We start from the raw sequence: 24,351 nt of genomic DNA, 5'->3' as shown, positions 1-24,351 counted from the left end.
TCCGTCCGTTCTGGATCCGGCCGTCCGTGGCGAGCCGACGCAGTCCTTGCGTCGAGGGGCCTATCGGCCCAGGGCGGGCAGACCTGAGTGCTTCGGCGCGGGGGTATCGGCAGGCTCGACCACCGTCCGGGGCTCGACCGCCGTCCGCGGCTCGACCGCCGTCCGGGGCTCGACCGCCGCCGGCGACCCGAGCTCGGCGCGCGGCTCCGGGACGCGGCGTCGCCGGCCGCGGGCGGGGAGGTCGGGGAGCTCCTGCTGCACCGGACGCGGGCTGCGGTGGGAGCCGCCGCGGGCGCCCTGGGTGCGGCGGGCGATGACGAACGCCAGTATCTGCGCGACCGCGGCGAAGAGCTGCGGCGGGATCTCCGTGCCGACCTCGCAGGAGACGTAGAGCGCGCGGGCCAGCGGCACGTCCTGCACCAGCGGGACGTCGTGCTCGGCGGCGATCTCGCGGATGCGGGCCGCCACGACGCCCGCCCCGCGCGCGACGACGACCGGCGCGCCGCGCTCGGGCTGGTAGCGCAGCGCGACGGCGACGTGCGTCGGGTTGACCAGCACGACGTCGGCCACGGGGACGTCGGCCATCATCCGGTTGCGGCTGGCGGCCAGCTGCCGGGCGCGGATCGCGCCCTTGAGCATCGGGTCGCCCTCGGCCTGCTTGTTCTCCTGCTTGACCTCCTCCTTGGTCATGCGGGTCTGCTTGCCGATGCGGCGCCGCTGGAAGCCGTAGTCGGCGGCCGCGAGCAGCAGGCCCGCGATCGCGACGTCGCGGAGCATGCCCAGCGCCCGGTCGCCGGCGGTGGCGACCACCTCGTCCATCGGGTGCAGCCCGCCGAGCAGCGGCATGACGCCGCGGATCGTCGACCACGCGAGCAGCCCGACCGCCGCGGTCTTCGCCAGGGTCTTCAGGCCCTCCCAGAGGGCGTGCGGGCCGAAGAGCCGCTTCGCGCCCTGGACCAGGCTGAGCTTCTTGAGGTTCGGCTTGACCGCCTTGGTGGCCAGGTAGAAGCCGCCCTGCCCGAGCGTGCCGGCGACGCTGACCAGCAGGACCGCGCAGCCCAGGACGAGCACCGCGACCGCGGCGTGTCCCGCGCCCTGCACGAGCAGGTCGGTGGCCTGGGTGGTGCTGGGGTCCTCCAGGGCGTGCAGGCAGGAGCGCATGAAGTCGGCCATCGTCGCGACCTCGTGGCGCAGCAGCGCCGGCAGCGCGAGGCCGACGACGGCCAGCGCCGCCCACGGGCCGATCTCCTGGGTCCGGGCGACCTGCCCCTCCTTGCGCGCCTCCTTGCGGCGCTTGGGAGTGGGCTTCTCGGTCTTCTCCTCCGCCACGTCCGCCTCCCCTCAGGCGCCCGCGAAGCTCGCCATGAGCTGCATGGAGAGGTCGGTGAGGCGCTGGATCACGACCGGCAGCACCGGGAACGACAGGCCCAGCAGGAGCAGGGTGAGCCCGATCTTGGCCGGGAACATCACGTTGATCGCGTTGAGCTGCGGGGCGATCTTGGTCATCAGGGCCAGCCCGAGGTCGACGACGAAGAGCACGGCGATCATCGGCAGCGCGATCTGCACGGTGGTGGTGAAGAAGACGCCGAAGGCGCGCTGGAGCAGCGACGTTGCGCCGTCGAGGTCGGGGGAGTCGCCGATCGGCAGCAGCTCGAAGGTGCGCAGGAGGCCGCCGATCACCAGCAGGTGGCCGCCGGTGGCGAAGAGCAGCATCGTGGCGAGCATCTGGTGGAACTTCCCGAAGACGGTGTTCATCTGCATGCCGAGCGGGTCGAAGCCCTGCGCCAGGGCGAAGCCGCCGAAGACGTCGATCATCGAGCCGGCCGCCGCGACGGCCTGGAAGAGCAGCGCGGTGAGGAAGCCCATCGCCAGCCCGATCAGGGTCTCGGTGAGCACCGTCATCAGCAGCGCCGGCGTCGTGGCCGGCATCGTCGAGGACGCCAGCAGCGGGGCCACCGCGAACGCCAGGCCGAGCCCGAGCACCACCTTCGCCATCGCCGGCACCGCGCGGGTGCTGAACGGCGGCACCACCGCCAGCCACGCGAGGATGCGCACGGCGGCGAGCAGGAAGGCCAGCAGCGGCTGGCCGGCGAAGGTGAGCGTCACGGGCGGGGTCCTGGCGGGTCCTGGCGGGTCCGGGCGGCTCAGGCCAGCAGGCTCGGGATCATCGCGAAGAGCTCCTGGGTGAAGGAGATCATCGTGTGCAGCATCCAGTTGCCGCTGACCAGCAGGGCCACGCCGACCGCCACGACCTTCGGCACGAAGGCGAGGGTGAACTCCTGGATCTGGGTCATCGACTGGAACAGCGAGATCGCGAAGCCGACCGCGAGCGCGGTGAGCAGGATCGGCGCCGAGAGCTGCAGCGCGACCATCATGGTTTTCAGGGCGATCTGGACGACGGCGTTGTCGGTCATCGGGTCATCTCCCGGGTCGGGTCGGGTCTCATCGCGGGCGTCGTCGGGGCGCTAGGTCTGATAGCTCTGGACGAGGGCTGTGATGATCAGGCCCCAGCCGTTGACGAGCACGAAGAGCAGCAGCTTGAACGGCAGCGACACCATCACCGGGGGCATCATCATCATGCCCAGCGCCATCAGCGCCCCGCTCACGACGATGTCGATGACGAGGAACGGGATGAAGATGATGAAGCCGATGATGAAGGCGTCCTTCAGCTCGCTGAGGATGAACGCGGGCACCAGGGTGGTCATCGGGACGTCCTCGCGCGTCTTCGGCTGGTCGCGCCGGGCGACGTCGGTGAGCATCGTCAGCTCGTCGTCGTCGGTGTTGTCGAGCATGAAGGCGCGCAGCGGGGCGAGGCCGTCGTCCCAGGCCTGCGAGGAGGTCTTGGTGCCGTCGAGGTAGGGCTGCACGCCGTCGCTGTTCATCTGGCTCAGCACCGGCGCCATGATGAACAGGCTGAGGAAGAGCGCGAGGCCGGCCAGCACCTGGTTCGGCGGGGTCTGCTGGAGGCCGAGCGCGTTGCGGGTCAGGCCCAGCACCACGAGGATCTTGGTGAAGCTGGTGCAGGTGAGCAGGATCGCCGGGGCCAGCGAGAGCAGCGTCAGGACGATCAGCAGGACGATCGACTGGCTGGGCTTGTCGGTAAGGCTGCCGACGTCGATCGTCACCGAGCCGTCGCCGCTGCCGGTGGTGCCCTTCGGTCCCTGCGGGCCTCGGGGGCCGGCCGGGTCGGTGGTGCCGGAGGAGCGGGGAGCGCCGGTGGTCGCGCCGTCTCCGGTGGTCGTGCCGCTGTCGGTGGTCGAGCCGGTCGAGACCCCGGGCGTGGGGTCGCCGGGCGCGGCCTGCGCCGGCGCGAGCAGCGCGCCGGTGGTGAGGACGAGCACCGCCAGCAGCGTCGCCAGGGTCGTCCGCAGGGCAGCACGCAGCGCCCCCGGGACCAGGAGCGCGCGCCCGGGGCGCGCCATCACCTCAGGAGGCCCGTCCGGTGACGGCCTGGTAGGCCTGGCGCCAGGTCTGGGTGGAGAGCACGGAGCCGGCGAGCGCGTCCTTGCCCCCGGGCTTGCCGGCCTTGGCAGGCTGGCCGGCGGCGGGCGTGGCGGCCTTCGCGGCCGCGGCCTGCTCGGCGGCGAGGATCCGCTGGGCGCGGGCCAGGAGGGCGGCCTGCCGCTTGGCCTCGGCGCGCTCCTTGCGGGACGGTCGGCGCTCGGCCGCCGGGGCGGCCGGGACCGCCGGGGTCATCGGGAGGGGCGACGGCCGGGTGGGCGCGGCCTCGAGGGCGGCGTCGAGCAGGCGGTCGAGCTCGCTGCGCTGGTCGAGCTCGCCGAGCAGCGCCAGCGCCGGGTCGGCCGCGACCGGCTCGAGCACCGGGGCGGTGGGCATCACGAAGGCGGGCGTCTCCTCGACGGCGGCGGCGTGCCTGCCGGGGATGCGCGGGCCGAAGGGGTCGCGGGAGATCGTGCGGCCCGGTGGCAGGGGCCGGCTGCGGGGCAGGTCGGGCTCGACGGGCTCGACCGTGTGCGCTGCGAGCGGCGCGGCCCGGTGGGTCGGCGCGGGGGTCTCGACAGGCTCGACCACCGTCCGGGGCTCGACCACCGTCCGGGGCTCGACCACCGTCTGGGCCTCGACCACCGGCGCGGCCTCGACGACCGGCGCGGCCTCGACGACCGGCGCGGCCTCGACGACCGGCGCGGCCTCGACCACGGGGGCGACCAGCGTCAGCACGGCGGCGAGATCGCCGTCGTCTGCGCCGTCCGCCTCGTCGCCCTCGCGCTCGGCGGCATCGGCGGCATCGGCGGCGTCGGCGGCGTCGGCGTCGAAGCTGGTCAGCAGCGCGACCTGCTGCTCGGTGCTGCCGAGCACGAGGACGCGGTCGCGCACCTGCACGACGGCGATCTGCGAGCCGCGGCTGATCGACTGGCGCTGCAGCACCTGGATCTCGGCGTCCGAGGACGAGCGGAAGCGGCGGCCGGCGATGCGGGCGGCCAGCAGCAGCAGGCCGACGACGACGGCCAGCGAGGCGACCATCCGCAGGGCGAGCTCGGTCATGGGGTGTCCTTCCTTCGCTGCCGGTCCGGCCTCAGGCCAGCGCCTGCTGGTCGAGGATCTCGGTGATCCGCAGGCCGAAGTCCTCGTCGACGACGACGACCTCCCCGCGGGCGATCAGGCGGCCGTTGACCAGCAGGTCGGCCGGGCTGCCGGCGGCGCGGTCGAGGGCGATGACCGTGCCCGGCGCCAGCGCCAGCAGCTCGCGCACCGGCATGCGGGTGCGGCCGAGCTCGACGGTCACCTCCATCTCGACGCCGTGCAGCATCTCGATGCCGCGGCGTCCCGCCAGCGACGTCACGTTCTCGTAGCCCGGGGCTCCGGCGGGCGGCACCTGCGGGATCGGCATGCCGGCCGGCACGGGCGCGACCGCGGCGCCCGCGGGCGCCGCGACCGCCTCCGCGGCCGGGCTCGCCGCGGACGGCCCACCGGCCGCGCCACCGGAGGCCTGCACGGTCGCGGCGGTCTCCAGCGTCGTGTCGGGCACCAGCACGGCGGCGGCGATGCCGCTGCCCAGCAGCGGCACGGCGGTGAACGGCCCGGTGCCGCCGACGAGCTCGTCGAGCACCAGGGCGAGGTCGAGACCGCGGGCGGCGGAGGCCTGGGCGCCGAGCGCGCTGGCGGCGGCGTCGAGCGCGGGCTGCACGGCGGCGGCGAGGTCCAGGCCGCCCATCGGGCTCGACTTCAGGGCGGCGACGAGCTCCTCGCCGACCAGCACCGCGATGCGTCCGGTGACCGCGCCGGTGAGGTCGGCGACCGCCGCGCCGGCGAACAGGCCGGTGACGTGCTCGGTGCCGGGCTGCGGGTCGCCGGCCGCGAGCGGCTCGCTGGCCGGGAGCACCTCGGCGAGCGCCGTGGCGGTCTCGAAGGCCAGGCGGGCCTGGGGCGAGAGGCCGGAGTCGGGCGAGGCGGTCATCGGGTCTCCTGCGGGGTCGTGACGATGAGGGCGGCCAGCCGGGGCCCGCGGGCTCCGGCGGTGGCGTGGGCGAAGACGGTGTCGTCGACGGTGACGTCGAGCGGCGCGGCGGCCGGGTGCGCCAGGCGGAGCACGTCGCCCGGCTGGAGCGAGGCCAGGACGGACGGCTCGACGCCGGTGGTGCGGAACCGCACGCCGACGTCGACGGGCACGTCCTGGAAGGCGGTCTGGAGCAGCTCGGCCGCCTCGGCGCGCATCGCGCGCTCGCGTCCGGAGACCGGCGCCGGCGCCGCGGCCGCAGCCAGGTGCGGATGCAGGCCGCTGAACGGCAGGCACACCGACATGCGGTGCGGCCGCTCGTCGATGCGCAGCTCGAGCTCGATCACCACCATGACGTCGGCGGCCCCGGCCACCTGGGCGAACTGCGGGCTGTACTCGACGCCGGTGACCTGCGGGTCGAGCGCGACGATCGCGGCCAGCGAGTAGCGCATCTCGGCGAGCAGCCGCTCGACCAGGCCGCTGATGATGCCGCTCTCGATCTCGGTGAGCGGCCGGTTCGGCTGCGACGCCGCGCCCGGTCCGCCGAGCATGTGGTCGACGCACGACATGACCGCGTTGAGCGGCAGGTCGAGCATGCCTCGGCCGGGCATGGGGTCGGTGGTGAACAGCGTCAGGTAGGTCGTGGCGTCGAGGGAGTCGACGTACTCGCTGTAGCTGCGCTGGTCGATCGTGGTGAGCGAGACCGCGCAGACGCTGCGCAGGGCGGAGGTGAAGACCGTCGTCGCCTGGCGCGCGAAGCCGTCGAAGCCCAGCTGCAGGATCCGCTGGTGCTCGCGGGAGAGCTGGATCGGCCGGCGGAAGTCGTAGGGCGTGGGCGTGCCGCCGCGGCTGCTGCGCCGACGGGTGCGGCCCGGTGGGGAGGCCGGTGCGGAGACCGGGACGGGCGAGATGCTCACGCCGCCCCGGATCGGCCCGGGCGTGGGGCACCTGAGCCGAACGTCGCCTCGACACGCCCGGTCGAGCGCGACGGGGCGTGAAGATGGTCCGGTCGGGCGGCCGCTCCCGGCCCGGACGGGCGGGGGCCGGTGGCCCGATCGGAGGGTGGGCGGAGGGTGGGCGGCTACTGCATGACGAACTGGGTGAAGTAGACGTCCATGACCTCGTCCTCGTAGAGGTGCTCGAGCTCCTTGACGAGCTCCTTCTTCAGCTTCACCCGCTCCTTGGGCTTGGAGAGCTCCTCGATGCTCTTGCCGCTGAACAGCTCGATCGCGGCGTCGAGGGCCTTGCTGCCGTCGAGGGCCTCGGCGGCCTTGTCGGTCTGCTGCAGGGCGATGCCCACGCGCAGGTAGTGGCCGCCCTCGAGGTTGATCTGGATCGGGTCGAGCGGGGTGACGACGCCGGCGACCGGCTTCGGCTTGGCGGCGTCGGCCGGCTTGGGCTTGAGCAGGAAGAAGTAGGCGGCGCCGGCGACGACGAGCAGGGCGACGACGATGATGATCAGCTTCTTCTTGCCCCCCTTCTTCTCCTCGGCGGCCGGGGCGGCGGCGGTGGCGCTCATCGGATGGCTCCTCGGGCGGTGCGGGTGTCGGGGCGGGTGTCGGATCCGGCGGTGCGGGCCGGGGTGCGGGTGGCGGGCGCGGCGGCCGACGCGCCGGCGTCGGCCCGGCCGATGGGGTCGGGCTCGGCCCCGGCCCGGGCGGCGTCGGCGCCGGCCGTCGGGTCGGACGGGTCGACGCCGGCGGCGGTGCGGTCCTGCGCGGCGCGGGCGCCGGAGAGCGTGCCGACCGACGGCAGGCCGAGCGACGCGGCGGCATCGGGCAGCTGGGCGGCGTTGTCGGCGGAGAGCCCGGTGAGCACGATGACGTCGACGCGCTTGTTGATCTCCTGGGAGTCCGGTCGGCTCACGGGGATCAGCGGCTTGGTGTCGCCGAAGGCGGCCAGGCGCAGGCGGTCCGCGGGCACCCCGAAGCGCTCGTTGAGCCGCCGCAGCACGGTGACCGCGCGGGCGGCCGAGAGGTCCCAGTCGCTGGCGAAGTACTTCGGCTTCACCTTCTCCTGGTTGGTGTGGCCGTCGATCTCCAGGTCCTCCGGCAGCGCCTTGAGCGCGGGGGCGAGGGCGTCGACCACGGCCGCGCCGCGCGGGGTCAGGACGGCGGAGTCGGCGTCGAAGACGATGTGCCGCGAGACCAGGCTGACCACCAGGCCGCGCTCGTCGTAGCTGGTGCGCACGTCGCCGGCGAGGCCCTTGGCCTTCAGCGCGGCCATCAGCGCCTGACGGACGCCGTCGAGCCGCTGCACCTCCGCGCGCGCCGCCGCGAACTGGCGCTGCTGCGCCTGCGCGGACTGCTGCTGCATGCCGGCCTCCACCGCCTCGTCCACCTGCTTGGACTGCTCGACGCTGAGGTCGGCGGTGGTGAGGTTCGGCGCGATCGGGCCGATCGCCGACATGCCGGGCTGGTCCTGGATCGAGGTGTTGCCGTCGAGGATGGAGTCGGACGCGCCGAAGCCGGCCGCCAGGCCCTCCTTCAGCATCAGGAACTTCTTCTGGTCGACCTGGCTCATCGCGAACATGACGATGAACAGCACCATCAGCAGCGTCACCATGTCGGCGTACGTCACGAGCCAGCGCTCGTGGTTCTCGTGCTCCTCGTGCTCCTCGTGCTTGGCCCGACGGCCGTGCCCCCCGTGACCGCTCATGTCAGGCGGCCTCCTGGGCGGGCGGCTGCTGGTCGCCCGGCAGCAGCGAGGTGAGCTTCTGGGCGATGACGCGCGGGTTCGAGCCGGCCTGGATGGCGGCCACGCCCTCGATGATCAGCTCCATGCGCTGGGCCTCGAGCTCGCTGAGCCGCTTGATCCGGCTGGCGATCGGCAGCCACATGACGTTGGCCGACATCACGCCCCACAGGGTCGCGAGGAACGCGGCGGCGATCAGGTGCCCGAGCTCGGCCGGCTGGGCGAGGTTCTCCAGCACGTGCACGAGGCCCATGACGGTGCCGATGATGCCGATGGTGGGCGCGTAGGCGCCGGCGTCGGCGAAGAACTTCGCGGCCTGCTTGTCGGCCTTCTTCTTGGCCGCGACCTCGGCCTCGAGGATGTCGCGCACCTCGTCGGGGTCGGTGCCGTCGATGGCCATCGTGACGCCCTTGACGAGGAACTCGTCGGGCATGTCCTTGACCATCTCCTCCAGCGCGAGGAGGCCCTCGCGGCGGGCCTTGTCGGCCAGCTGGACGACGGCCGGCACGACGTCCGCGGCCGGCTTGACGCCGCCGGTGAACGCGGTCTTCAGCGCGCCGAGCGACATCTTGAGGTCGCCCATCGTGCCGCCGGCCATGCTGACGAAGAGGGTGCCGCCGAAGACCAGGATCATCGCCGGCGGGGCGATCAGGCTGGCGGGGTTGCCGCCCTCCATGACCATCGAGACGATGATGACCACGAAGGCGACGACGATGCCGACCGGGGTGGCGATGTCCATCAGCGGTGCTCCTCGGGAACGGTCTGGTCGTGCGTCGCGGTCTCGTCGGTGGGGACGGACCGGACGGGCTCGCCTCGTCGGGGGGCGTCGGGGCGACCCGTCCGGCCCTCGTCCGTGGTCTGGGGGGAGACCACGGTGAGGGAGGGCCGTGGGAGCGCGCTGCGACGCGCGCCGGCCTGCTCCGGGGGCTCGTGGGGGGCGACCAGGGCGTAGCCGTGCTGGTCGACCGCCGGCACGCGCACGTAGCCGCTGAGGGCCACGATCTCCGCGCGGTGCGCGCGGACGATGGAGATGACCTCGTTCACCGACTCGGCGACGACGTACTTCTTGCCGTCGACCAACGTGATGATCGTGTCCGGGGTGCTCTCGACCCGCTCGATCAGGTCGGAGTTCAGGGCGAACACCGATCCGGACAGACGCGTGAGCGTGATCATGGGGCACCCTCCTGGTGCGCGTGGGGGTGACGGCCGTCCGTGGCCGTCGCAGAGATGTGATCGGCCTCTCCGGGCCGGACCTGAGCGTCCGATCGGTGGGTTCTCGGCGGGATCTCGGCGGGTTGTCGGCGGGTCGCGCCCGCGGACCGCCCGTCCGCAGGTAACGCGGGGTTCGACCCGTCTGGTCGACCCATATTGGGGGTGCGTAGACGTGCGGAACCCCGCGTTACATGTCGCGCGGGGCCCCGCCGGGATCCGGCGAGGCCCCGCGGGGGCGTGCGTGGGAGGCGGCTCGGGGAGCCGGGGCGTCAGCGCTTGATGTTGACGAGGTCCTCGAGCACCTGGTCGGAGGTGGTGATGACGCGCGAGGACGCCTGGAAGCCGCGCTGGGCGAGGATCAGGTTGGTGAACTCGGCGGCGAGGTCGACGTTCGACATCTCCAGCGCCCCGGCCGTCACCTTGCCGCGGGTGCCCTGGCCGGCGACGCCGAGCTGGGCGGGGCCGGAGTTGGCGGAGGCGCGGAAGGCGGTCTGGCCGACCCGCTCGAGGCCCATCGGGTTGTTGAAGTCGGCGATGGCGAGCTTGGCCATGTCGCGCTGCACGCCGTCGGAGAACACGCCGCGCAGGGTGCCGTCGGAGCCGATCGTGTACGAGGTCAGCGTGGTGCCGGCGGGCACGGCGGGCAGGACGTTCGTGAAGTCGGTCTTGCTGACGTCGATCAGGCCGCCGGTGGGCTGGCCGGCGGCGTCGAGGGCGTAGCCCTGCACGCGCGCGCCGGTCGGGGTGACGAGGGTGCCGGTCTCGTCGAAGGTGAACGCGCCGGCACGGGTGTACTGGTCCTCGTTGCCCATCTTGACGACGAACATGCCGTCGCCCTCCATCATCAGGTCGGTGCCGCGACCCGTGGTCTGGGTCGAGCCCTGGTTGAAGTTGCCCAGGATGCCGGCGACCTGCACGCCCAGGCCGACCTGCACCGGGTTGGTGCCGCCGCGGGTGGCGTTGCCGGCCGACGCGCCGGTGAGCATCTGGCTCAGGGTGTCGGAGAAGACGGTGCTGCTGGACTTGAAGCCGATGGTGTTGGCGTTGGCGATGTTGTTGCCGGTGACGTCGAGCGCGGTCTGGTTGGCGCGCAGGCCGGAGATGCCGGCGAAGAGCGAGCGGAGCATGGTGGAGCCTCTCGGGACGGTGGGAGCCGGGGACGGTGCGGGATGGGTGGATCAGGACGCGGGCGCGGCCGGCGTGGTGCCGGACGTGGTTCCGCCGGTGCCGGTGCCGGTGCCGGTGCCGGTGCCGGTGCTCGGCTTCGTGACGGCCGCGGCGTCGCCGACGGTGGTCACCTGCGCCAGCGGCACCGGGGTGCCGGCGACGTCGAGCACGGGGCCGCCGGCCTCGAAGCTGACGCCGCTGCACGAGCCGGCGCCCTTCGTGCCGTCGGCGAGCGTGTAGCTCACCTGCTTGCCGACCAGGCTGCTGGCGCCGAAGGCCATCTGGGCGGCGAACAGCTGCTGGGTCTGGTCGGCGACGGCCTGCATCTTCTCCAGCGAGGTGAACTGCGCCGACTGCGCGAGGAACTGCGAGGTGTCGGCGGGGTTCGTCGGGTCCTGGTACTTCAGCTGGGCGACGAGGAGCTGCATGAACATCTCCTTGTCGTCCTTCTTGGTGGACGACGTCGCTGGGGTCACCATCGACGCCAGGCCGCCGGCACCGCCGACGCCCTCGGTGGCCGAGATCGACACGGCCGCCTCCTTCACATGCTCACGTCGAGGCCCTGCCGCGACGTGAGCCGATCGCCGGTCGCCGGCGCGAGGGCCGCCTCCCGGATGCCATCCCTGGCGAACGGGGCCGCGGGCGTCCCTGCCCACGGTCCTGGCTGCCGGCCGTCGGCGCCCCGATGGGGCTGACCCGAGCCGGGGTCGGTGGGGGAGCCGTGGCTCCCGGAGGGCTGCCCGGACTGCTGGCCGGGCTGGTGGCCGGACTCCTGCGAGCCCGGGCCCGCGGGCGCGGTGGCGAGCTCGCGGACGAGCACGCGTGCGTCGACGCCGGCCTGGCCCTCGAGCAGGCGGCGCAGCTCGGGCGCGGCGGCGGCCAGCGCGGCGTGGGCCTGGTCGTGCGCGGCCAGCCGCACCCGGACGTCGTCGCCGCGGACGGCGAGGACGATCCGCACCTCGCCGAGGGTGCCCGGGTCGAGCCGCAGCGTCATCCGGTGGCTGCCGCCGCCGGCGCTGACCAGCCGGGTCACCTCGGCGACCACCCGGCCGTGCACCTGCCCGGGGACGGCGCGCGCGACGTCCAGGCCGGGAGCCAGCGGGTGGACGAGCGTCGGCGGCGCGACCGCGGGAGCGATCCCCGGGGCGGGCGCCGGTGCGGGTGCCGTGCCGGTGGCGGGGAGGGCCTGAGCCGGTGCGGTGGTCGTGGGGTCGGCGGGCGCTGCGGTCGCAGCCGGTGCCGAGGCGTCCGCGGTGGCGGTCTGAGCCGGCGCGGTCGGCGCGGTCTCGGTCCGGACGGTCTCGCGACGGTCGAGCAGTGCCACGTGCCGGGCGATCGGCTGCGATCCGTGGCCAGCGGGCTCTGCAGACGCGGCGGGCACGGCGGACGCTGCGCCGGGCGTGGCGGCGACCGGGCTCGGCGTGCCGGCCGGAGCGACGGTCGCGGCCTGAGCCGCGGCCGCGGTCGGCGCGGTCGGCGCTGTCGTGCCAGGGGAGGCGCTCGGGGCGCCGGCGGGGAGGGCCTGAGGCTGGGCGGTCGTCGGGGCCGGTGCCGCGTCGATCGGGCGCGGCGACGCCGGCGCGACCGGGGTCGCCGGGGTCGCCTGGGTCGCCGGGGTGGCGGGAGTGGCCGGCACCGGAGTCAGGCCGGCGGCGACCAGCGCGGAGAGCACCTGGGCGACGGCGGGGTCGCTGGTCAGCGCGGCCACGTCGACCACGGGCATCTGCGCGGCGTCGTCGCCCTCGTCGGCCTTCGCGCCGACCTTCGTCTCGACCTCCGTGTCGTCACCGGCGGACGCTGCCGGAGCAGCGGGCGCAGCGGGCGCGGTGGGTGCGACGGCAGCGGCGGCGGGCGCGGCGCCGAGGAGCCCGGCGACGAGCGCCGCGAAGCCGGCGGCGGTGTCGTCGCCCGCGGAGGCGAGGACGGCGCCGAGCGCGCCGGGCAGGTCGGCCGTCGCGACGCCGCCGGCGAGCGCCGGCACCACCCCGGGCGCCCCGGGCTTGCCGGGCGCACCGGGAGCAGGGATGCCGGGCAGCGGCGCCGGAAGCGCAGGAGACACGGTCATGCGGCCCTCACCATCGCCATGATCGAACGGACGTAGTTCCTCGTCTCCGGATACGGCGGGATGCCGTCGTACCTGAGCACTGCGCCCGGACCGGCGTTGTATCCGGCCAGGGCGAGGTCGACGCGACCGCCGAACCGGTCGAGCAGCCGGCGCATCAGCCGGGCCGCGCCGTCGACCGACTGGGCGGGGTCGAAGGAGTCGGAGACGCCGAGGCCGGACGCCGTCGCGGGCATCAGCTGCATGAGCCCGCGGGCCCCGGCGGGGCTGACCGCGCGCGGGTCGAACCCCGACTCCTGGCGGGCCATCGCGGCCAGCAGCGCGGGCGACACCCCGTGCGCGGCACCGGCGCGGTTGAACAGGTCGGCGTAGGGCACGCCCGTGACGCCTCCGGTCGCGCCCGGCGTCGCGACCCCGACAGGCTGCACGGACGATCCGCCGACGAGCGGTCGCGCGGCGGCCGCGGCGTCCGGCAGCACCCGGCGGATCGCGCTGGGGGTGTCGTAGAGATCGGTGACGCGCACGGCGAGGCCCGGACGCGGGGCCTCGATCATCTTCCCGTCGCCGACGTAGATGCCGATGTGGTGCACCGGGGAGCCGAAGGCGAGCAGGTCGCCGGGGCGCGCGTCGGCGAGGGACGCCACCGGCGTCCCGACCTTCGCCTGGTCGCGGGAGACCCGGGGGAGGTCGACGCCGAGGTCGGCGTAGGCGCGCTGCACCAGCCCCGAGCAGTCCAGGCCCTTCTGCGGGTCGGTGCCGCCCCACACGTACGGGACGCCGAGGTACCGCTTGGCGGCGGCCACGACGGCGTCGCCGGAGCCCGAGCCGGCCGATCCACCCGCGGCGGGGAGGCCGGTCGCGGCCGTGCCGGAGGCGTCCGCGAGCTGGGCGGCGAAGGCGGTGCCGCTGCCGATCGCGGTGCCCGGGGCCGTCGGCGCGGGCGCGAAGGCCGCGAGCTGGCCCTGGATCTGCGCGATCCGCGCGGTGACGTCGGAGAGGCTCATGCCGTGGCCTCCTGGGCGGCCCGCAGCCACAGCCGGCCGGCGACGTCGTCGAGCTCGGTGGCCTCGGCGCGTCCGGCCTCGACCCGACGCTCCTCGGCCCGTCGCTCCAGCAGTCCCTCGACGGCGCCGAGCCGCGCCTTGTCGGAGCTCCACCGGGCGTGGGCGTCACGCGCGACGCCCTCGGCGGCGGCGACCTGCGCCCGGGCCTCGACCATCCGCTCGCGCAGGCCGAGCAGCGAGAGCCGCAGGGCGGCGAACGAGCCGAGGTCGCCCTCGACCCGGGCGCCGTGCTCGCGCAGCGACGCCTCGAGGGCGGCGAGGTCGGCCTCGCGCTGACGCAGCTCGCGCAGCGCCTGCTGCAGGCCCAGCCGGCTGTCCTGCTCGCGGACGCCGCGCACCCGCGCGACGGCGTGCAGGCCGGGGTCGTGCCGGGTGCGGCTCACGGCGCCACCAGGCCGTTCAGCAGCGCCCAGGTCTCTGAGGTGGGCGTCTGGTCGTCCATGTCCTGGCGCAGGAACGCGTCGATGCGCGGCATCCGGGCCAGCGCGGCGTCGGCGTCGGGGTCGGTGCCCGAGACGTACGCGCCGATCTCGACGAGCTCCTTCACCGAGCGGTGCGCGGCCAGCATGCGGCGCAGGACGGTGGCGTCGGCCCGCTGCTCGCGGGTGGTGACGGCGCCGGTGACGCGGCTGATCGACTCCAGCACGTCGATGCTCGGGAAGTGGCCGGCGGTGGCGAGCCGACGGGTCAGGACGATGTGGCCGTCGAGGATCGAGCGGGCGGTGTCGCCGATCGGGTCCTGCAGGTCGTCGCCCTCGACCAGCACGGTGTAGAGGCCGGTGATCGAGCCGGACGGCGAGGTGCCCGCGCGCTCCAGCAGGCGCGGCATGAGGGTGAAGACCGACGGCGGGTAGCCGCGGGTGGCGGGCGGCTCGCCGGCCGACAGCCCGATCTCGCGCTGGGCCATCGAGACGCGGGTCAGGGAGTCCATCATCAGCACGACGTGCCGCCCGGCGTCGCGGAACCACTCGGCGATGCGGGTGGCCACGAACGCCGCGCGCAGCCGCTCGACCGGCGGGGCGTCGGAGGTGGCGACGACGACCACCGAGCGGGCCAGGCCCTCGGGGCCGAGGTCGTTCTCGACGAACTCGCGCACCTCGCGGCCGCGCTCGCCGATCAGGGCGATGACGGAGATCTCGGCGTCGGTGCCTCGGGCGATCATCGAGAGCAGGCTCGACTTGCCGACGCCGGAGCCGGCCATGATGCCCAGCCGCTGGCCGCGTCCGCACGGCACGAGGGCGTCCAGGGCGCGCACGCCGAGGCCGAGCTGGGTGTCGATGCGGGGCCGCGAGAGTGCGTCGGGCGCGGTGCCGTCGACGTCCGCGAGCGCGAGGCCGAGGGCGGGGTCGTCCAGGGGCGGACCGCCGTCGACCGGACGGCCGAGGCCGTCGAGCACGCGTCCGCGCAGCGCCTCGCCGACGCGGATGCGCAGCGGACCGCCGGTGTGCCGCACCGGGTCGCCGGCCTGCAGTCCCGCGGTGCGGCCCAGGGGCAGGGCGATCAGGCCGGACGTCGCGCTGGCCGCGACCTCGGCGAGCACGGGCTCGCCGGCCCCCGCCGAGGGGACGATCTCGAGCAGGTCGCCGACCGCGGCGCGCAGGCCGACGACGCGCAGGTGCAGCCCGACGAGCTCCTCGACGCGCCCGAGCCGCAGCGGCGCGGCGGCGCGCCGGGCCCGGTCGCGTGCGGCGTCCAGGGTGGCGGCGCCGACGGGGCTCACGCGAGCGCCTCGCGGACGCGGGCGAGCGCGGCCTCGATGCCGAGGTCGACGATCGAGGTCGGCGTCTCGACGACGGCGTCGGCGGGGCCGAGCGTCGCGTCGGCCCGCACGGTGACGTCGTGGTCGTCGAGCATCCGGGCCGCGGCGGAGGCGGCGACGGCGGGGTGCAGGCGCACCGTCACCGGCAGGCCTGCGGGCAGGACGGCGAGCGCCCGCCGCACGACGTCGCCCTCGGGGTCGGCGCTGCTGCGCACCTCGTGTCCGACGATCTGCGCGGTCAGCTCGCGGGCCAGGCGCAGGGCCTCGTCCTCGAGCTCCGCGGCGAGCCGGGCGGCGGTGCGCTGCAGCTCCGCGGCGGCGCGGGTCAGCGCGGCCATCGCGAGCGCGTGCTCCTCGGCGCGGCGGGCCTCGGCGGCGGCGCGGGCCTCCTCGGCCGCCCGCTCGGCCTCGGCGGCGAGCTCCGCGGCGGCGCGGCGTCCCTCGCCCCAGCCGGTCGCGTAGCCCTGGGCCTGGGCGGCCACGCGGGCGCTCTCGGCGAGTCCGGCCAGCGAGTGCTCGGTGACGGCGTCGCCGAGCACCCCGGCGTCGCCGAGCCGCGTCCACGCGCCGCGGCGCAGGTCGGGGGTGGCCAGCACGGCCGCGCCCGTCGCACCGTCGCCGCGCACGACCCTCTCGGGCAGCCCGGGCAGCCCCGGCGACTCACTCGACGAAGTCACTGTCGCCTCCGCGGCGCACCAGGATCTCGCCGCGCTCCTCGAGCTGGCGGATCGAGCGGATGACGGCCTGCTGGGCCTCCTCGACCTGGCTGAGGCGCACCGGCCCGAGCAGCTCGATCTCCTCGACCAGGCCCTCGGCCGCCCGGCTGGAGAGGTTGCGGGTGACCTTGTCGCGCACCGGCTCCGAGACGCCCTTGAGGGCGAGCGCGAGCTGGCTGGTGTCGACCTGGCGCAGCACCATCTGCATGGAGCGGTCGTCGAGGTGGACGATGTCCTCGAACATGAACATCCGGCTGCGGATCTCCTCGGCGAGCGAGCCGTCGAGCGACTCCAGGCCCTCGATGATCTGCCGCTCGGTCGCGCGGTCGGAGCAGTTGATGATGTTCACCAGCGGGTCGAGCCCGCCGACGCGGGACATGTCGCTGGGCTGCAGCATCGAGGAGAGCTTGCGCTCCAGCGTCGACTCCACCGCCCGGATGATGTCGGGCGAGGTGCGGTCCATGACCGCGATCCGGTGGGCCACCTGCGCCTGCTGCTCCGGCGGCAGCCCGGAGAGCAGCAGGGACGCCTTGTCGGGCGTCATGTGCGCGAGCACGAGCGCGATCACCTGCGGGTGCTCGTCGACGATGAACGAGCGCAGCTGCGCGGGGTCGGCCTGGTGCAGGAACTGGAAGGGCATCTGGATGGCGGCCGCGTGCAGCCGCTCGATGATCTGCGCGGCGCGCTCGGAGCCCATGGTCTGCTCCAGCACCTGCTGGGCGAAGCCCAGGCCGCCGCGCGCGATGTGCCCGCGCGCGGTCATCATGTCGTGGAACTCCTGGAGCACCGCGCCGGCCTCGCCCTGGCTGACGGACTCCAGCCGGGCGATCTCGCTGGAGACCGCCTCGACCTCGCTCTCGCTGAGGTGGGCCAGCACGCTGGCGGCCTTCGCCTTGCCGAGCTGGACGAGCAGGACGGCGGCCTTGCGGGCGCCGGCGCCGGTGAGGGTCGTGGCCATGGGTCAGCGCTCCGTCAGCCAGCCGCGCAGGAGCGAGGCGACGTCCTCGGGCTGACGCTCGATGAGCGCGGAGAGCTCGTCGCGCATGTCGTCCTCCGGGGTGTGCTCGGCGGCCTCGAGGGCCAGGGCGTTGCTCTGCTCGAGCACCTGCTGCTGGGCGGCCTGCTCGCGCAGCTGCTCGACCAGGTAGGTCGTCGCCTCGGCCCGGGCCTTGGCGCGCTTGCGGCTCTTGATCAGGGCCAGCAGCAGGGCGAGCAGGACGACGCCGGCCAGGGCGCCCTTGCGGATCAGGTCGTTGCGCGAGGCCGACGACTGGGCCGCCTGGGCGGCCTGCAGCTCCTGCTGGGCAGCGGCCTCCGCGGAGCGGTCGAACGGCACCTGCGCCACCTGGATGGTGTCGCCCCGCGGCACGTTGACGCCGGCCGTCGAGGCGATGAGCTTCTGGATGCTGGCCAGCGGCACGTTCTTGGTCGCCGCGGCGTCCATCGCGACGCCGATGTGCAGCGACTTGATCTGGCCGGGGGTGCTCTCGACCCGCTGGACGGTGCTGCCGATCGCGCGGTCCTGGGTGGTGGCCTTCTTGTCGTACTTCGACGCCGAGGAGCCGGCGGCGTTGGCGCCGAGCAGCTGGCCGTCGGGGCCGACGACCCCGCCGGCGGCGTTCGCGGCGCCGGGGCCCTGGTACTTCTCCTCCGAGGTGGTCTGCGAGGAGACCGGGTTCTTGCTGTCGGGGGTGTAGCTGGTGATGTCGGTGACCTTCTTGTCGAAGTCGAGCACCGGCGTCACCTGGACGGTCGAGTTGCCCGGGCCGACGACGCGGTCGAGCATCGCCTGCAGCTTGGTCTGCAGGTCGTTCTGGACGGCCGCGACCTGCTGGTCCTGCATCATCGGGTCGGAGCCGTCCGCGCCCGGGTTGGTGTAGACCCGGCCGGTGGAGTCGGCCACCGAGACGTTCTTGGGGTCCAGGCCGTCGACGCTGGAGGACACCAGCTGGACGATGGTCTGCACCTGGCCGGGGGTCAGGCTCGCGCCCGGGTCGGTCTGCACGAGCACCGAGGCGGTGGTGGGGCTCTGGTTGTCGGAGAAGGCCTGCTTCTGCGGGATCGCCAGGTGCACCACGGCCGTCGAGATGCCCTGGATGTGCTCGATCGTGGTGGCGAGGTCGCTCTCCAGCGCCATCCGGACGTTGGTCTGCTGCTCGAAGTCCGAGCTGGCGATGCCGCTGTTGGCGAACGGGTCGGTGCCGGCCTTGCTGGAGGACGGCAGGCCCTTGCCGGCCACGTCGAGCCGGGCCTGGTAGAGCGCGTCCTGCGGCACGAGGATCGTGTTGCCGCCGTCGCTGAGCTGGTAGGGCACCCCGGTGGAGTCGAGCTCCTGGGTGATCGCCGAGGCGTCCGCGGAGGAGAGGTTCGCGTAGAGCGGCGCGTAGGTCGGGGCCGAGGCCCAGCGGTAGACCATGAAGCCGCCGAGCAGCAGGGCGGCGGTGCCGACGATCGCGACGACCTTCTGGCCGGCCGTGAAGGCGGAGAACTGGGCGCGGTATCCCGCGAGCGCGCGGGTCAGGGAGTCCTTCATCCTCAGACCTGCATCCGCATGATCTCGTTGAACGCCTCGACGGCCTTGTTGCGCACGGCCACCGTCACCTGGGTCGTCACGGCCGCCTGGGTGGCCGCGATCGTGTAGTCGTGCAGGTTGGTGAGCGTGCCGCTGGCGGCCTGGACGGCGAGCCGGTCGCTGGTGCGCTGGACGCCGTCGAGGCGCTGGAGGCCGTCGGCGACGAGCTGGCCGAAGTCGGGACCCTCGACCTTCGGCGCGCCGGGGGCGTTCGGGCCGGTGGGCGCGGTCGGCGCGGACGGGCCGGTGGCCGGCGCGGCCACCTGGGTGGGGACCATCGGCGTGAAGCCGACCGCCTCGATGCCGTTGACGCTCATCGGCCACCGATCCCGATGGCGGTGGAGTAGGTGTCCTGCGCGTACTTAGTGACCTGCGCGCTGGCCTGGAAGCCGCGCTGGGCCATGATCAGCTGGGTCATCTGGGCGGACATGTCCATCGCCGGCGCCCGCACGTTGCCGTTCGCGTCGGCCAGCGGGCTGTTCGGGTCGTTGACGATCACGCCCTGCGCGTCGGAGTAGGCGAGGCCGCCGACCGCGACGCCCTGGCCGCCGGCCAGCGGCTGCGCGACGACCATCTGGGCCTGGAAGGCCGACTGCGAGGTCGGGCGGATCGTGTTGGCGTTCGCGATGTTGTACGACAGCGCGTCGAGCCAGGTCTGGTGGAAGCCGAGCCCGGAGTTCGCGATGCTCAGCGCGTCGAAGGCGCCCATCAGACGGCTCCCGCCGCGGTCTTCACGAGGTCGAAGCGGTCGGTCACCGCGCGGGCGACCATCTGGTACTGGAACTGCGACTGCATGGCCGCGAGGGTCTCCTTGCGCAGGTCGACGTCGTTGCCGTTGGCGCCGACCGGGGTGTTGGTGGGCAGCAGCGCCGGGGTGGCGTTCGCGAGGGCGGACTGGACGCCGTCGGGGCCCGCGCCGCTGATCGCCGCCTGCAGCGAGGACTCGAAGTCCACCGCCGTCGCCCGGAACCCGGGGGTGTCGATGTTGGCGATGTTGTCGGCGATCACGCGCTGGCGCTGCGCGATGCCGTCCAGCGCGTAGCCGAGCACCGACGAGACGGCGTCGCTCGCGGCGTACAGGGGCACGGACACGGGGATCTGACCTCCGACGGAACGGTCAGCGCGGAAGCGCGCTGGGGCGGTCCCCCTGCGGCTCGCAGGGGCGGGTGCCGGTCCGTCGGCGGTGTCGAGCAGTCCTCGCTCGTGGGTGGCATCGGCCGTCCCGGACGGCACCTGAGGGATCCGGGCGACTTCTTACGGTGCGGTGACGACGGCGTCCGACCCCTGCTCCGGACCCCGGCTCCGCCCTACCGTCGAGGGCAGACCACCCTCCCCCGACGGTCCGGAGCCCGCCGTGATGCGCAGACCCCCCGCCCTCCTCGTCGTCGCCCTCGTCGCGCTGCTCGCGCTCGGCGGCTGGTGGTTCCAGCCCTGGCGGCTGCTCACCTCCAGCACGATCGACGAGACGGCGCCGCTCGGCGTCCGCCAGACCTCGGCGCCCCAGGCCGCCGACCTCGCGCCTCGGGTCCCCGGCTCCCCGTCCGCTCCCGTCGGCACGCCGTCCTCCCCGGCCTCGGCCGTCGAGTCCTCGACCCCCGCCGTCGCGGCGCCGACGCCGACTCCGAAGCCGACGCCGCGCGGCCGGCCCTCGGCGGGCGACCCGGTGGACGCCCGACCCGCCGCTCCCACCCGATCTGCGGCCCCGTTCCCGGGCGCGGTCTCGGGCGCCCCGTCGAACCCGGCGTCGAGTCCGACGATCGAGGCGTCCGCCACGCCGTCCCCGTCCGCCGTGCCGGTGGTGCGCGAGCTCTCGTCCGGCGACTTCGAGGACGCCGAGCACGAGACGTCCGGCCGTGCGGTGCTGCTGCGACTCGAGGACGGTCAGCGGGTGCTGCGCCTCGAGGGACTCTCGACCAGCGACGGCCCCGACGTGCACGTGTGGCTCTCGTCCGCCCCGTCGGGCGGCTCGTGGGGGAGCTACGACGACGGCTCGTACGTCCGCCTCGGGAAGCTGAAGGCGACGCGCGGCAACCAGACCTACGCGATCCCCGACTCGGCCTCGCTCGAGGGCATCCGCAGCGCCGTCATCTGGTGCGACCGCTTCGACGTCGCCTTCGGCACCGCGCCCCTCCCCGGTCTCGCCGGCTGAGGCCCCGGGCATGCCCGTGGCCCGATCACCGGGTGGTGTCGGGCTGCGGGGCGGTGCGTAGCGGTGGCGCTCAGCCGCCGTCGGGCTCGGGTGGGTCGAGGAGGGTGGTGCCGTGGCGGTCGCGTCGGAAGCGGACGCCGTTCGGTGATCGCCAGAGGTAGACGCCGGGTTGGTCGGGTCCGGCGGGCTTGTAGCGCCAGCCGTCGTGGGTCTTGTGGCGGTGGTGCTTGCGGCACAGCGGCGCGAGATTCGAGGAGCTGGTGGGGCCGCCGGATTCGTAGGACTGGACGTGGTCGGCGTCGCAGGATCTCGCCGGCCGGCGGCAGTACGGGAACACGCAGGTGTGGTCCCTGAGGATGATCTGCTCCCGCATCAGATCCGGCACCTCGTAGGCGTCGCTGTAGCGCTCGGCCGCCAGATCGAGGACCGGCCGCACGGTGACGCTGGTGCCGGCGGTCTGGCACCAGGTCCTGATGACGTCGATGCCGAGCGGTGAGCGGGACGCCTCGCTTCGCGCGACGTCGCCGAGGGCTCCGGTGACGGCGTCGACGGAGAGGTGGACGTAGAGCGTGAGGTGCCGCGACCGGGACGGCGTCGCTGACGCGGTGGCTCCGGGCCCGCCGTCGGCCTCGAGCGGGAGGGCCTGCTCCCCACGCGCGAGCATCCCGGCGGCCTTCGCGCGCCGGACGCTCAGCGTCTCCTCCGAGCCGGCCTTCTTCAGCTGCTCGGCCAGCGCGGCGATGGCGCGTTCGAGGTCGGCGGCGTCGGGCTGGTCGAGGCGGCCTGAGATGTCGATGGTGCCGTCGAAGCCGGCTTGGCCCATCCACACCTCGAAGCAGCGGTGCTCGGCCTCACGCGCCTGACGCAGGACCGCTTCGTCGGGGTCGGCGTGCTCCTGCGCGACCCGGCAGATGTTCGAGATCTGGGTCTGCGACACCTGGTGGGCGTAGGCGGCGATCCGGGCGTCGACCAGGTCGGCTGCCTCGGCCGACAGCGGGATGGTGTCCTCGGTGATCCGGCGGACCTGCCACACCGTCAGCTCGCCCTTCACGAGGCGGGACCAGACGCGAGGGAGCCGGACGCAGGCCTCGAGCGCGTGGCCCACGTAGAAGGACCCGGCCTGCTGGGTCATGCCGAGTGCGGTGATGAACTCGGTGACCGCATGCTCCTGAACCTCCGGAGCCCCAGGACCCGCGAGCGGCAGCATCATCCCGGTGTCGATGACGTATCCCGCGACGTCGCCGGACCCGGCGACATGAGCGATGGCCCAGTCCGCGGCGGCGATGAACACGTCACGGGCCGCCTGCTCCTCGGCAGCACGTGCGGCCATCGCAGCGCGCAGGGCATCGCTATCACGCAGCAGCCGGGGGGTCCGAGAGGGCATAGCCTGATTCTATGCGAACACGCGTTCGAAGAGAAGGGGATATCCCCAGATCAGAGCAGGCTTTCAAGGCACCAACCAAAGACAACTGAGAGAAGCAACGCCGAAGCCGGCGACGGCGAAAGGGGGACACCCGCTGTACCGAGACGGCGAGCGACCACCGAGTGCCATGACCGCCACGGCGACCAAGGCGAGCGGTGAGGAGACCGGGGCTGGTCGACCACTAGCCGCCGTCAGCGGTCGGGTGCGGGGGTCTCGACGAGCTCGACCACCGGAGCCCCACTCGACCACCGAGTGACGCCCGACGGCGAGACGGCCCGCGACCCGAGGGAGGGTCGCGGGCCGTCGGCACGCAGGGCGCCGGGGCTCAGCAGAGGACGATCGCGAGGCGTCCGGTGCCGTAGCCGGTGATGTCGACGACGAGGTCTTCGCGCCGGCCCAGGATCTGGGTGCGGCTGCGGGCGTCGGCGGCGAGCGGCTCGCCCGAGGGCGTGGCGTTGTAGAGGCGTACGTGGGCGGAGTCGCCCACATTGAACAGCGTCGCGAAGACGTTGAACACCTCGTGCAGGGCCTCGGCCAGCGGCGGGCTGAGCCGCTGCTCCTCGATCGCGGCCTCCGCGCCGGCGACCGGCACGAGGGCCAGGGCCGCGGAGAGGTAGGCCGAGAGCGGCAGGTCGAGCGCGACGACGGCCCGCACGACGAGCGAGTCGTCCACGAACGAGGCGATGCTCGCCGGGTAGAGCGGGCTCACCGCGAACGGCGGGCCGGGACGCAGGGCGATCGGCTTGTCGAGCAGCCCGAAGATGAGGTCCTTGACCTCCTTCGGCGCCGGCAGGTGCGTCATCAGGGTGGTCACGCCTCAGCCCACCTTGGCGGCGTTCAGGGCGGCGTCGAACGCCTCAGGGGTGAACGGCTTGGCGATGAGGAACTGCGCCCCCGCCGCCTGTGCCCGGGAGCGCATGAGGTCCGACCCCTCCGAGGTGACGAAGCCGAACGTCACCGTGGAGCCGCGCTCGCGCAGCGACTCCAGCAGGTCGATGCCGCTCATCTCCGGCATGTTCCAGTCCGAGAGCACGAGGTCGACGCTGCGCGTGGTGCACAGCTCGAGCGCCTCACGGCCGTTCTCCGCCTCGACGATGTCGTGGCCGCCGTGGCCCGACTGCCGCAGGGTGCGGATGACGATCTGCCGCATGACGCGGGAGTCGTCGACGACCAGGATCAACACGGTTCAGCCTCCGATGCCGTGGGTGGTGCGGGGAACGTCGATGGACACGCGGATGGGGTGGCCGTGCCAGGTGAGGTCGACGGCGCACACCTCCTCGAGGTTCGACGTCGAGGTGATGGCGCCCTGGGCGACGAGCGGCAGCGAGAGCGCGCTCGGGCCGGGCATGAGGCTCTTGACGCCGCCGCCGACGATGTTGACGAGCTCGCCGAGGGCGTCGGTGAGGTCCTCCAGGCCGCAGGTCTCGGCCTCGGCGGGGTCCAGGCCGAGCATGCCGACGGTGATCAGGCCGGCCGCGGGCACGGGCACGCTGATCAGGATCATCGCCTCCCACGCGCCGGTGACGGTGATGGCGGCGGTCCAGGTGTCGTCGTCCAGCATCAGCCGGTCTACGAGGCTCGTCGTCTCGGTCGAGGCGCCGATCTGGATGGGCTCGTCGGAGCCGAGGAAGCTCGTCCAGACCTCCTCGACGACCGCGTGGACGTCGGAGATCGTGGGCTCGTCGATGGCGATCATGCCGGGACCTCCCGGACGGCGAGGCCGAGGAGCTCGAGCTTCTCGACGATGGCGTCGGCCGTGAACGGCTTGATGACGTACTCGTGGGCGCCCGCGGCCAGCGCGCGGACGATCTGCCCGTGCTCGCTCTCGGTGGTCACCATCATGAGCGTCATCGAGCGCCACCGCTCGTCGGCCCGCACCCGCGTCACGAAGGTGTAGCCGTCCATGAGCGGCATGTTCCAGTCGATGAGGCACAGGTCGGGGACGAGCCCGGCCTCGAGGACGTCGAGGGCCTCCTGGCCGTTGGCGGCCTCGGTGGTCTCGAAGCCGATCTCGTGGACGATGCGCTTGAGGATGGACCGCATCGTCCTGGAGTCGTCGATGATCAGTGCGTGCATGG

The 24,351-nt window shown here is 73.9% G+C and carries 29 protein-coding genes; 1 reads left to right on the top strand and 28 read right to left on the bottom strand.

Annotated features, from left to right (window positions below; genetic code table 11):
* Window positions 1–60 precede the first annotated feature (60 nt).
* The 23 genes from K8Z61_RS11895 to flgB form a co-directional block, all read right to left on the bottom strand.
* Window positions 61–1,329, bottom strand: coding sequence for a flagellar biosynthesis protein FlhB (locus K8Z61_RS11895; RefSeq protein WP_224129762.1), 1,269 nt, complete (start codon window positions 1,327–1,329; stop codon window positions 61–63).
* 12 nt (window positions 1,330–1,341) lie between these two features.
* Window positions 1,342–2,106, bottom strand: a complete 765-nt coding sequence (locus K8Z61_RS11890) for a flagellar biosynthetic protein FliR (protein ID WP_224129760.1) — start codon at window positions 2,104–2,106, stop codon at window positions 1,342–1,344.
* 38 nt (window positions 2,107–2,144) lie between these two features.
* Window positions 2,145–2,414, bottom strand: coding sequence for a flagellar biosynthesis protein FliQ (gene fliQ / locus K8Z61_RS11885; protein WP_224129758.1), 270 nt, complete (start codon window positions 2,412–2,414; stop codon window positions 2,145–2,147).
* Between the two features lie 51 nt (window positions 2,415–2,465).
* Complete coding sequence (gene fliP, locus K8Z61_RS11880) at window positions 2,466–3,422, bottom strand: flagellar type III secretion system pore protein FliP (RefSeq protein ID WP_224129756.1); 957 nt, start codon at window positions 3,420–3,422, stop codon at window positions 2,466–2,468.
* A gap of 4 nt (window positions 3,423–3,426) precedes the next feature.
* Window positions 3,427–4,503 carry a flagellar biosynthetic protein FliO gene (locus K8Z61_RS11875; protein WP_224129754.1) on the bottom strand — a complete coding sequence of 359 codons (1,077 nt, stop codon included), beginning with the start codon at window positions 4,501–4,503 and terminating at the stop codon, window positions 3,427–3,429.
* A 31-nt stretch (window positions 4,504–4,534) separates the two neighbouring features.
* Complete coding sequence (fliN, locus tag K8Z61_RS11870; RefSeq protein ID WP_224129752.1) at window positions 4,535–5,416, bottom strand: flagellar motor switch protein FliN; 882 nt, start codon at window positions 5,414–5,416, stop codon at window positions 4,535–4,537.
* Window positions 5,413–6,372, bottom strand: coding sequence for a flagellar motor switch protein FliM (locus K8Z61_RS19335; RefSeq protein WP_224129750.1), 960 nt, complete (start codon window positions 6,370–6,372; stop codon window positions 5,413–5,415). The genes fliN and K8Z61_RS19335 overlap by 4 nt, the downstream gene beginning before the upstream one ends.
* A gap of 164 nt (window positions 6,373–6,536) precedes the next feature.
* Window positions 6,537–6,974: a flagellar basal body-associated protein FliL gene (fliL, locus tag K8Z61_RS11860; protein ID WP_224129748.1), complete on the bottom strand. Its 438-nt coding sequence runs from the start codon at window positions 6,972–6,974 to the stop codon at window positions 6,537–6,539.
* Window positions 6,971–8,113, bottom strand: a complete 1,143-nt coding sequence (locus tag K8Z61_RS11855) for a flagellar motor protein MotB (RefSeq protein ID WP_224129746.1) — start codon at window positions 8,111–8,113, stop codon at window positions 6,971–6,973. Before K8Z61_RS11855 ends, fliL begins: the two co-directional genes overlap by 4 nt.
* A 1-nt stretch (window position 8,114) precedes the next feature.
* Window positions 8,115–8,888 (bottom strand): flagellar motor protein, encoded by a 774-nt coding sequence (locus K8Z61_RS11850; protein WP_224129744.1) that lies wholly within the window; start codon window positions 8,886–8,888, stop codon window positions 8,115–8,117.
* Entirely contained in the window at window positions 8,888–9,322 is a 435-nt protein-coding gene (locus tag K8Z61_RS11845; RefSeq protein ID WP_224129742.1) for a flagellar FlbD family protein, read from the bottom strand. Before K8Z61_RS11845 ends, K8Z61_RS11850 begins: the two co-directional genes overlap by 1 nt.
* A 308-nt stretch (window positions 9,323–9,630) precedes the next feature.
* Window positions 9,631–10,488, bottom strand: coding sequence for a flagellar hook-basal body complex protein (locus tag K8Z61_RS11840; RefSeq protein ID WP_224129741.1), 858 nt, complete (start codon window positions 10,486–10,488; stop codon window positions 9,631–9,633).
* A gap of 51 nt (window positions 10,489–10,539) precedes the next feature.
* A complete protein-coding gene (locus K8Z61_RS11835) occupies window positions 10,540–11,058 on the bottom strand; it encodes a flagellar hook assembly protein FlgD (protein ID WP_224129739.1) in 519 nt (172 codons plus the stop codon).
* A gap of 11 nt (window positions 11,059–11,069) precedes the next feature.
* Entirely contained in the window at window positions 11,070–12,593 is a 1,524-nt protein-coding gene (locus tag K8Z61_RS11830; RefSeq protein ID WP_224129738.1) for a flagellar hook-length control protein FliK, read from the bottom strand.
* Window positions 12,590–13,594 (bottom strand): transglycosylase SLT domain-containing protein, encoded by a 1,005-nt coding sequence (locus tag K8Z61_RS11825; protein WP_224129735.1) that lies wholly within the window; start codon window positions 13,592–13,594, stop codon window positions 12,590–12,592. The genes K8Z61_RS11830 and K8Z61_RS11825 overlap by 4 nt, the downstream gene beginning before the upstream one ends.
* Complete coding sequence (locus K8Z61_RS11820) at window positions 13,591–14,037, bottom strand: flagellar FliJ family protein (protein WP_224129733.1); 447 nt, start codon at window positions 14,035–14,037, stop codon at window positions 13,591–13,593. Before K8Z61_RS11820 ends, K8Z61_RS11825 begins: the two co-directional genes overlap by 4 nt.
* Complete coding sequence (locus tag K8Z61_RS11815; RefSeq protein WP_224129731.1) at window positions 14,034–15,374, bottom strand: FliI/YscN family ATPase; 1,341 nt, start codon at window positions 15,372–15,374, stop codon at window positions 14,034–14,036. Before K8Z61_RS11815 ends, K8Z61_RS11820 begins: the two co-directional genes overlap by 4 nt.
* Window positions 15,371–16,090, bottom strand: coding sequence for a FliH/SctL family protein (locus K8Z61_RS19330; protein WP_224129729.1), 720 nt, complete (start codon window positions 16,088–16,090; stop codon window positions 15,371–15,373). Before K8Z61_RS19330 ends, K8Z61_RS11815 begins: the two co-directional genes overlap by 4 nt.
* Window positions 16,074–17,087 carry a flagellar motor switch protein FliG gene (gene fliG, locus K8Z61_RS11805; RefSeq protein WP_224129727.1) on the bottom strand — a complete coding sequence of 338 codons (1,014 nt, stop codon included), beginning with the start codon at window positions 17,085–17,087 and terminating at the stop codon, window positions 16,074–16,076. The genes K8Z61_RS19330 and fliG overlap by 17 nt, the downstream gene beginning before the upstream one ends.
* Before the next feature lie 3 nt (window positions 17,088–17,090).
* Window positions 17,091–18,662 carry a flagellar basal-body MS-ring/collar protein FliF gene (gene fliF, locus K8Z61_RS11800; protein ID WP_224129725.1) on the bottom strand — a complete coding sequence of 524 codons (1,572 nt, stop codon included), beginning with the start codon at window positions 18,660–18,662 and terminating at the stop codon, window positions 17,091–17,093.
* A gap of 2 nt (window positions 18,663–18,664) precedes the next feature.
* Window positions 18,665–19,018, bottom strand: a complete 354-nt coding sequence (gene fliE, locus K8Z61_RS11795) for a flagellar hook-basal body complex protein FliE (protein WP_224129723.1) — start codon at window positions 19,016–19,018, stop codon at window positions 18,665–18,667.
* On the bottom strand, window positions 19,015–19,410 hold the full coding sequence (locus K8Z61_RS11790) for a flagellar basal body rod protein FlgC (RefSeq protein ID WP_224129721.1): 396 nt from the start codon (window positions 19,408–19,410) through the stop codon (window positions 19,015–19,017). Before K8Z61_RS11790 ends, fliE begins: the two co-directional genes overlap by 4 nt.
* Window positions 19,410–19,793 (bottom strand): flagellar basal body rod protein FlgB, encoded by a 384-nt coding sequence (gene flgB, locus K8Z61_RS11785; protein WP_224129720.1) that lies wholly within the window; start codon window positions 19,791–19,793, stop codon window positions 19,410–19,412. The genes K8Z61_RS11790 and flgB overlap by 1 nt, the downstream gene beginning before the upstream one ends.
* Window positions 19,794–20,058: 265 nt before the next feature.
* On the opposite strand from flgB, the gene K8Z61_RS11780 reads away from it, so the two are divergent.
* Entirely contained in the window at window positions 20,059–20,850 is a 792-nt protein-coding gene (locus K8Z61_RS11780; protein WP_224129719.1) for a DM13 domain-containing protein, read from the top strand.
* Between the two features lie 70 nt (window positions 20,851–20,920).
* On the opposite strand, the gene K8Z61_RS11775 is transcribed toward K8Z61_RS11780, so the two are convergent.
* The 5 genes from K8Z61_RS11775 to K8Z61_RS11755 all read right to left on the bottom strand — a co-directional run bounded on the left by K8Z61_RS11775 (window position 20,921) and on the right by K8Z61_RS11755 (window position 24,349).
* Window positions 20,921–22,234 (bottom strand): HNH endonuclease signature motif containing protein, encoded by a 1,314-nt coding sequence (locus tag K8Z61_RS11775; protein ID WP_224129718.1) that lies wholly within the window; start codon window positions 22,232–22,234, stop codon window positions 20,921–20,923.
* 364 nt (window positions 22,235–22,598) lie between these two features.
* Complete coding sequence (locus K8Z61_RS11770) at window positions 22,599–23,087, bottom strand: hypothetical protein (protein ID WP_224129717.1); 489 nt, start codon at window positions 23,085–23,087, stop codon at window positions 22,599–22,601.
* Window positions 23,088–23,090: 3 nt separating this feature from the next.
* Window positions 23,091–23,456, bottom strand: a complete 366-nt coding sequence (locus K8Z61_RS11765) for a response regulator (protein WP_224129716.1) — start codon at window positions 23,454–23,456, stop codon at window positions 23,091–23,093.
* Between the two features lie 3 nt (window positions 23,457–23,459).
* A complete protein-coding gene (locus tag K8Z61_RS11760; RefSeq protein WP_224129715.1) occupies window positions 23,460–23,969 on the bottom strand; it encodes a chemotaxis protein CheX in 510 nt (169 codons plus the stop codon).
* Complete coding sequence (locus tag K8Z61_RS11755) at window positions 23,966–24,349, bottom strand: response regulator (RefSeq protein WP_224129714.1); 384 nt, start codon at window positions 24,347–24,349, stop codon at window positions 23,966–23,968. The genes K8Z61_RS11760 and K8Z61_RS11755 overlap by 4 nt, the downstream gene beginning before the upstream one ends.
* Window positions 24,350–24,351 lie beyond the last annotated feature (2 nt).

Origin of the sequence: Nocardioides sp. TRM66260-LWL, from assembly GCF_020075545.1 — a bacterium.
In the GTDB taxonomy this organism is placed as follows: Bacteria; Actinomycetota; Actinomycetes; order Propionibacteriales; family Nocardioidaceae; genus Nocardioides.
The sequence above is the reverse complement of the archived record's forward strand: the minus strand, read 5'-3'. Positions and strand labels throughout refer to the sequence as shown.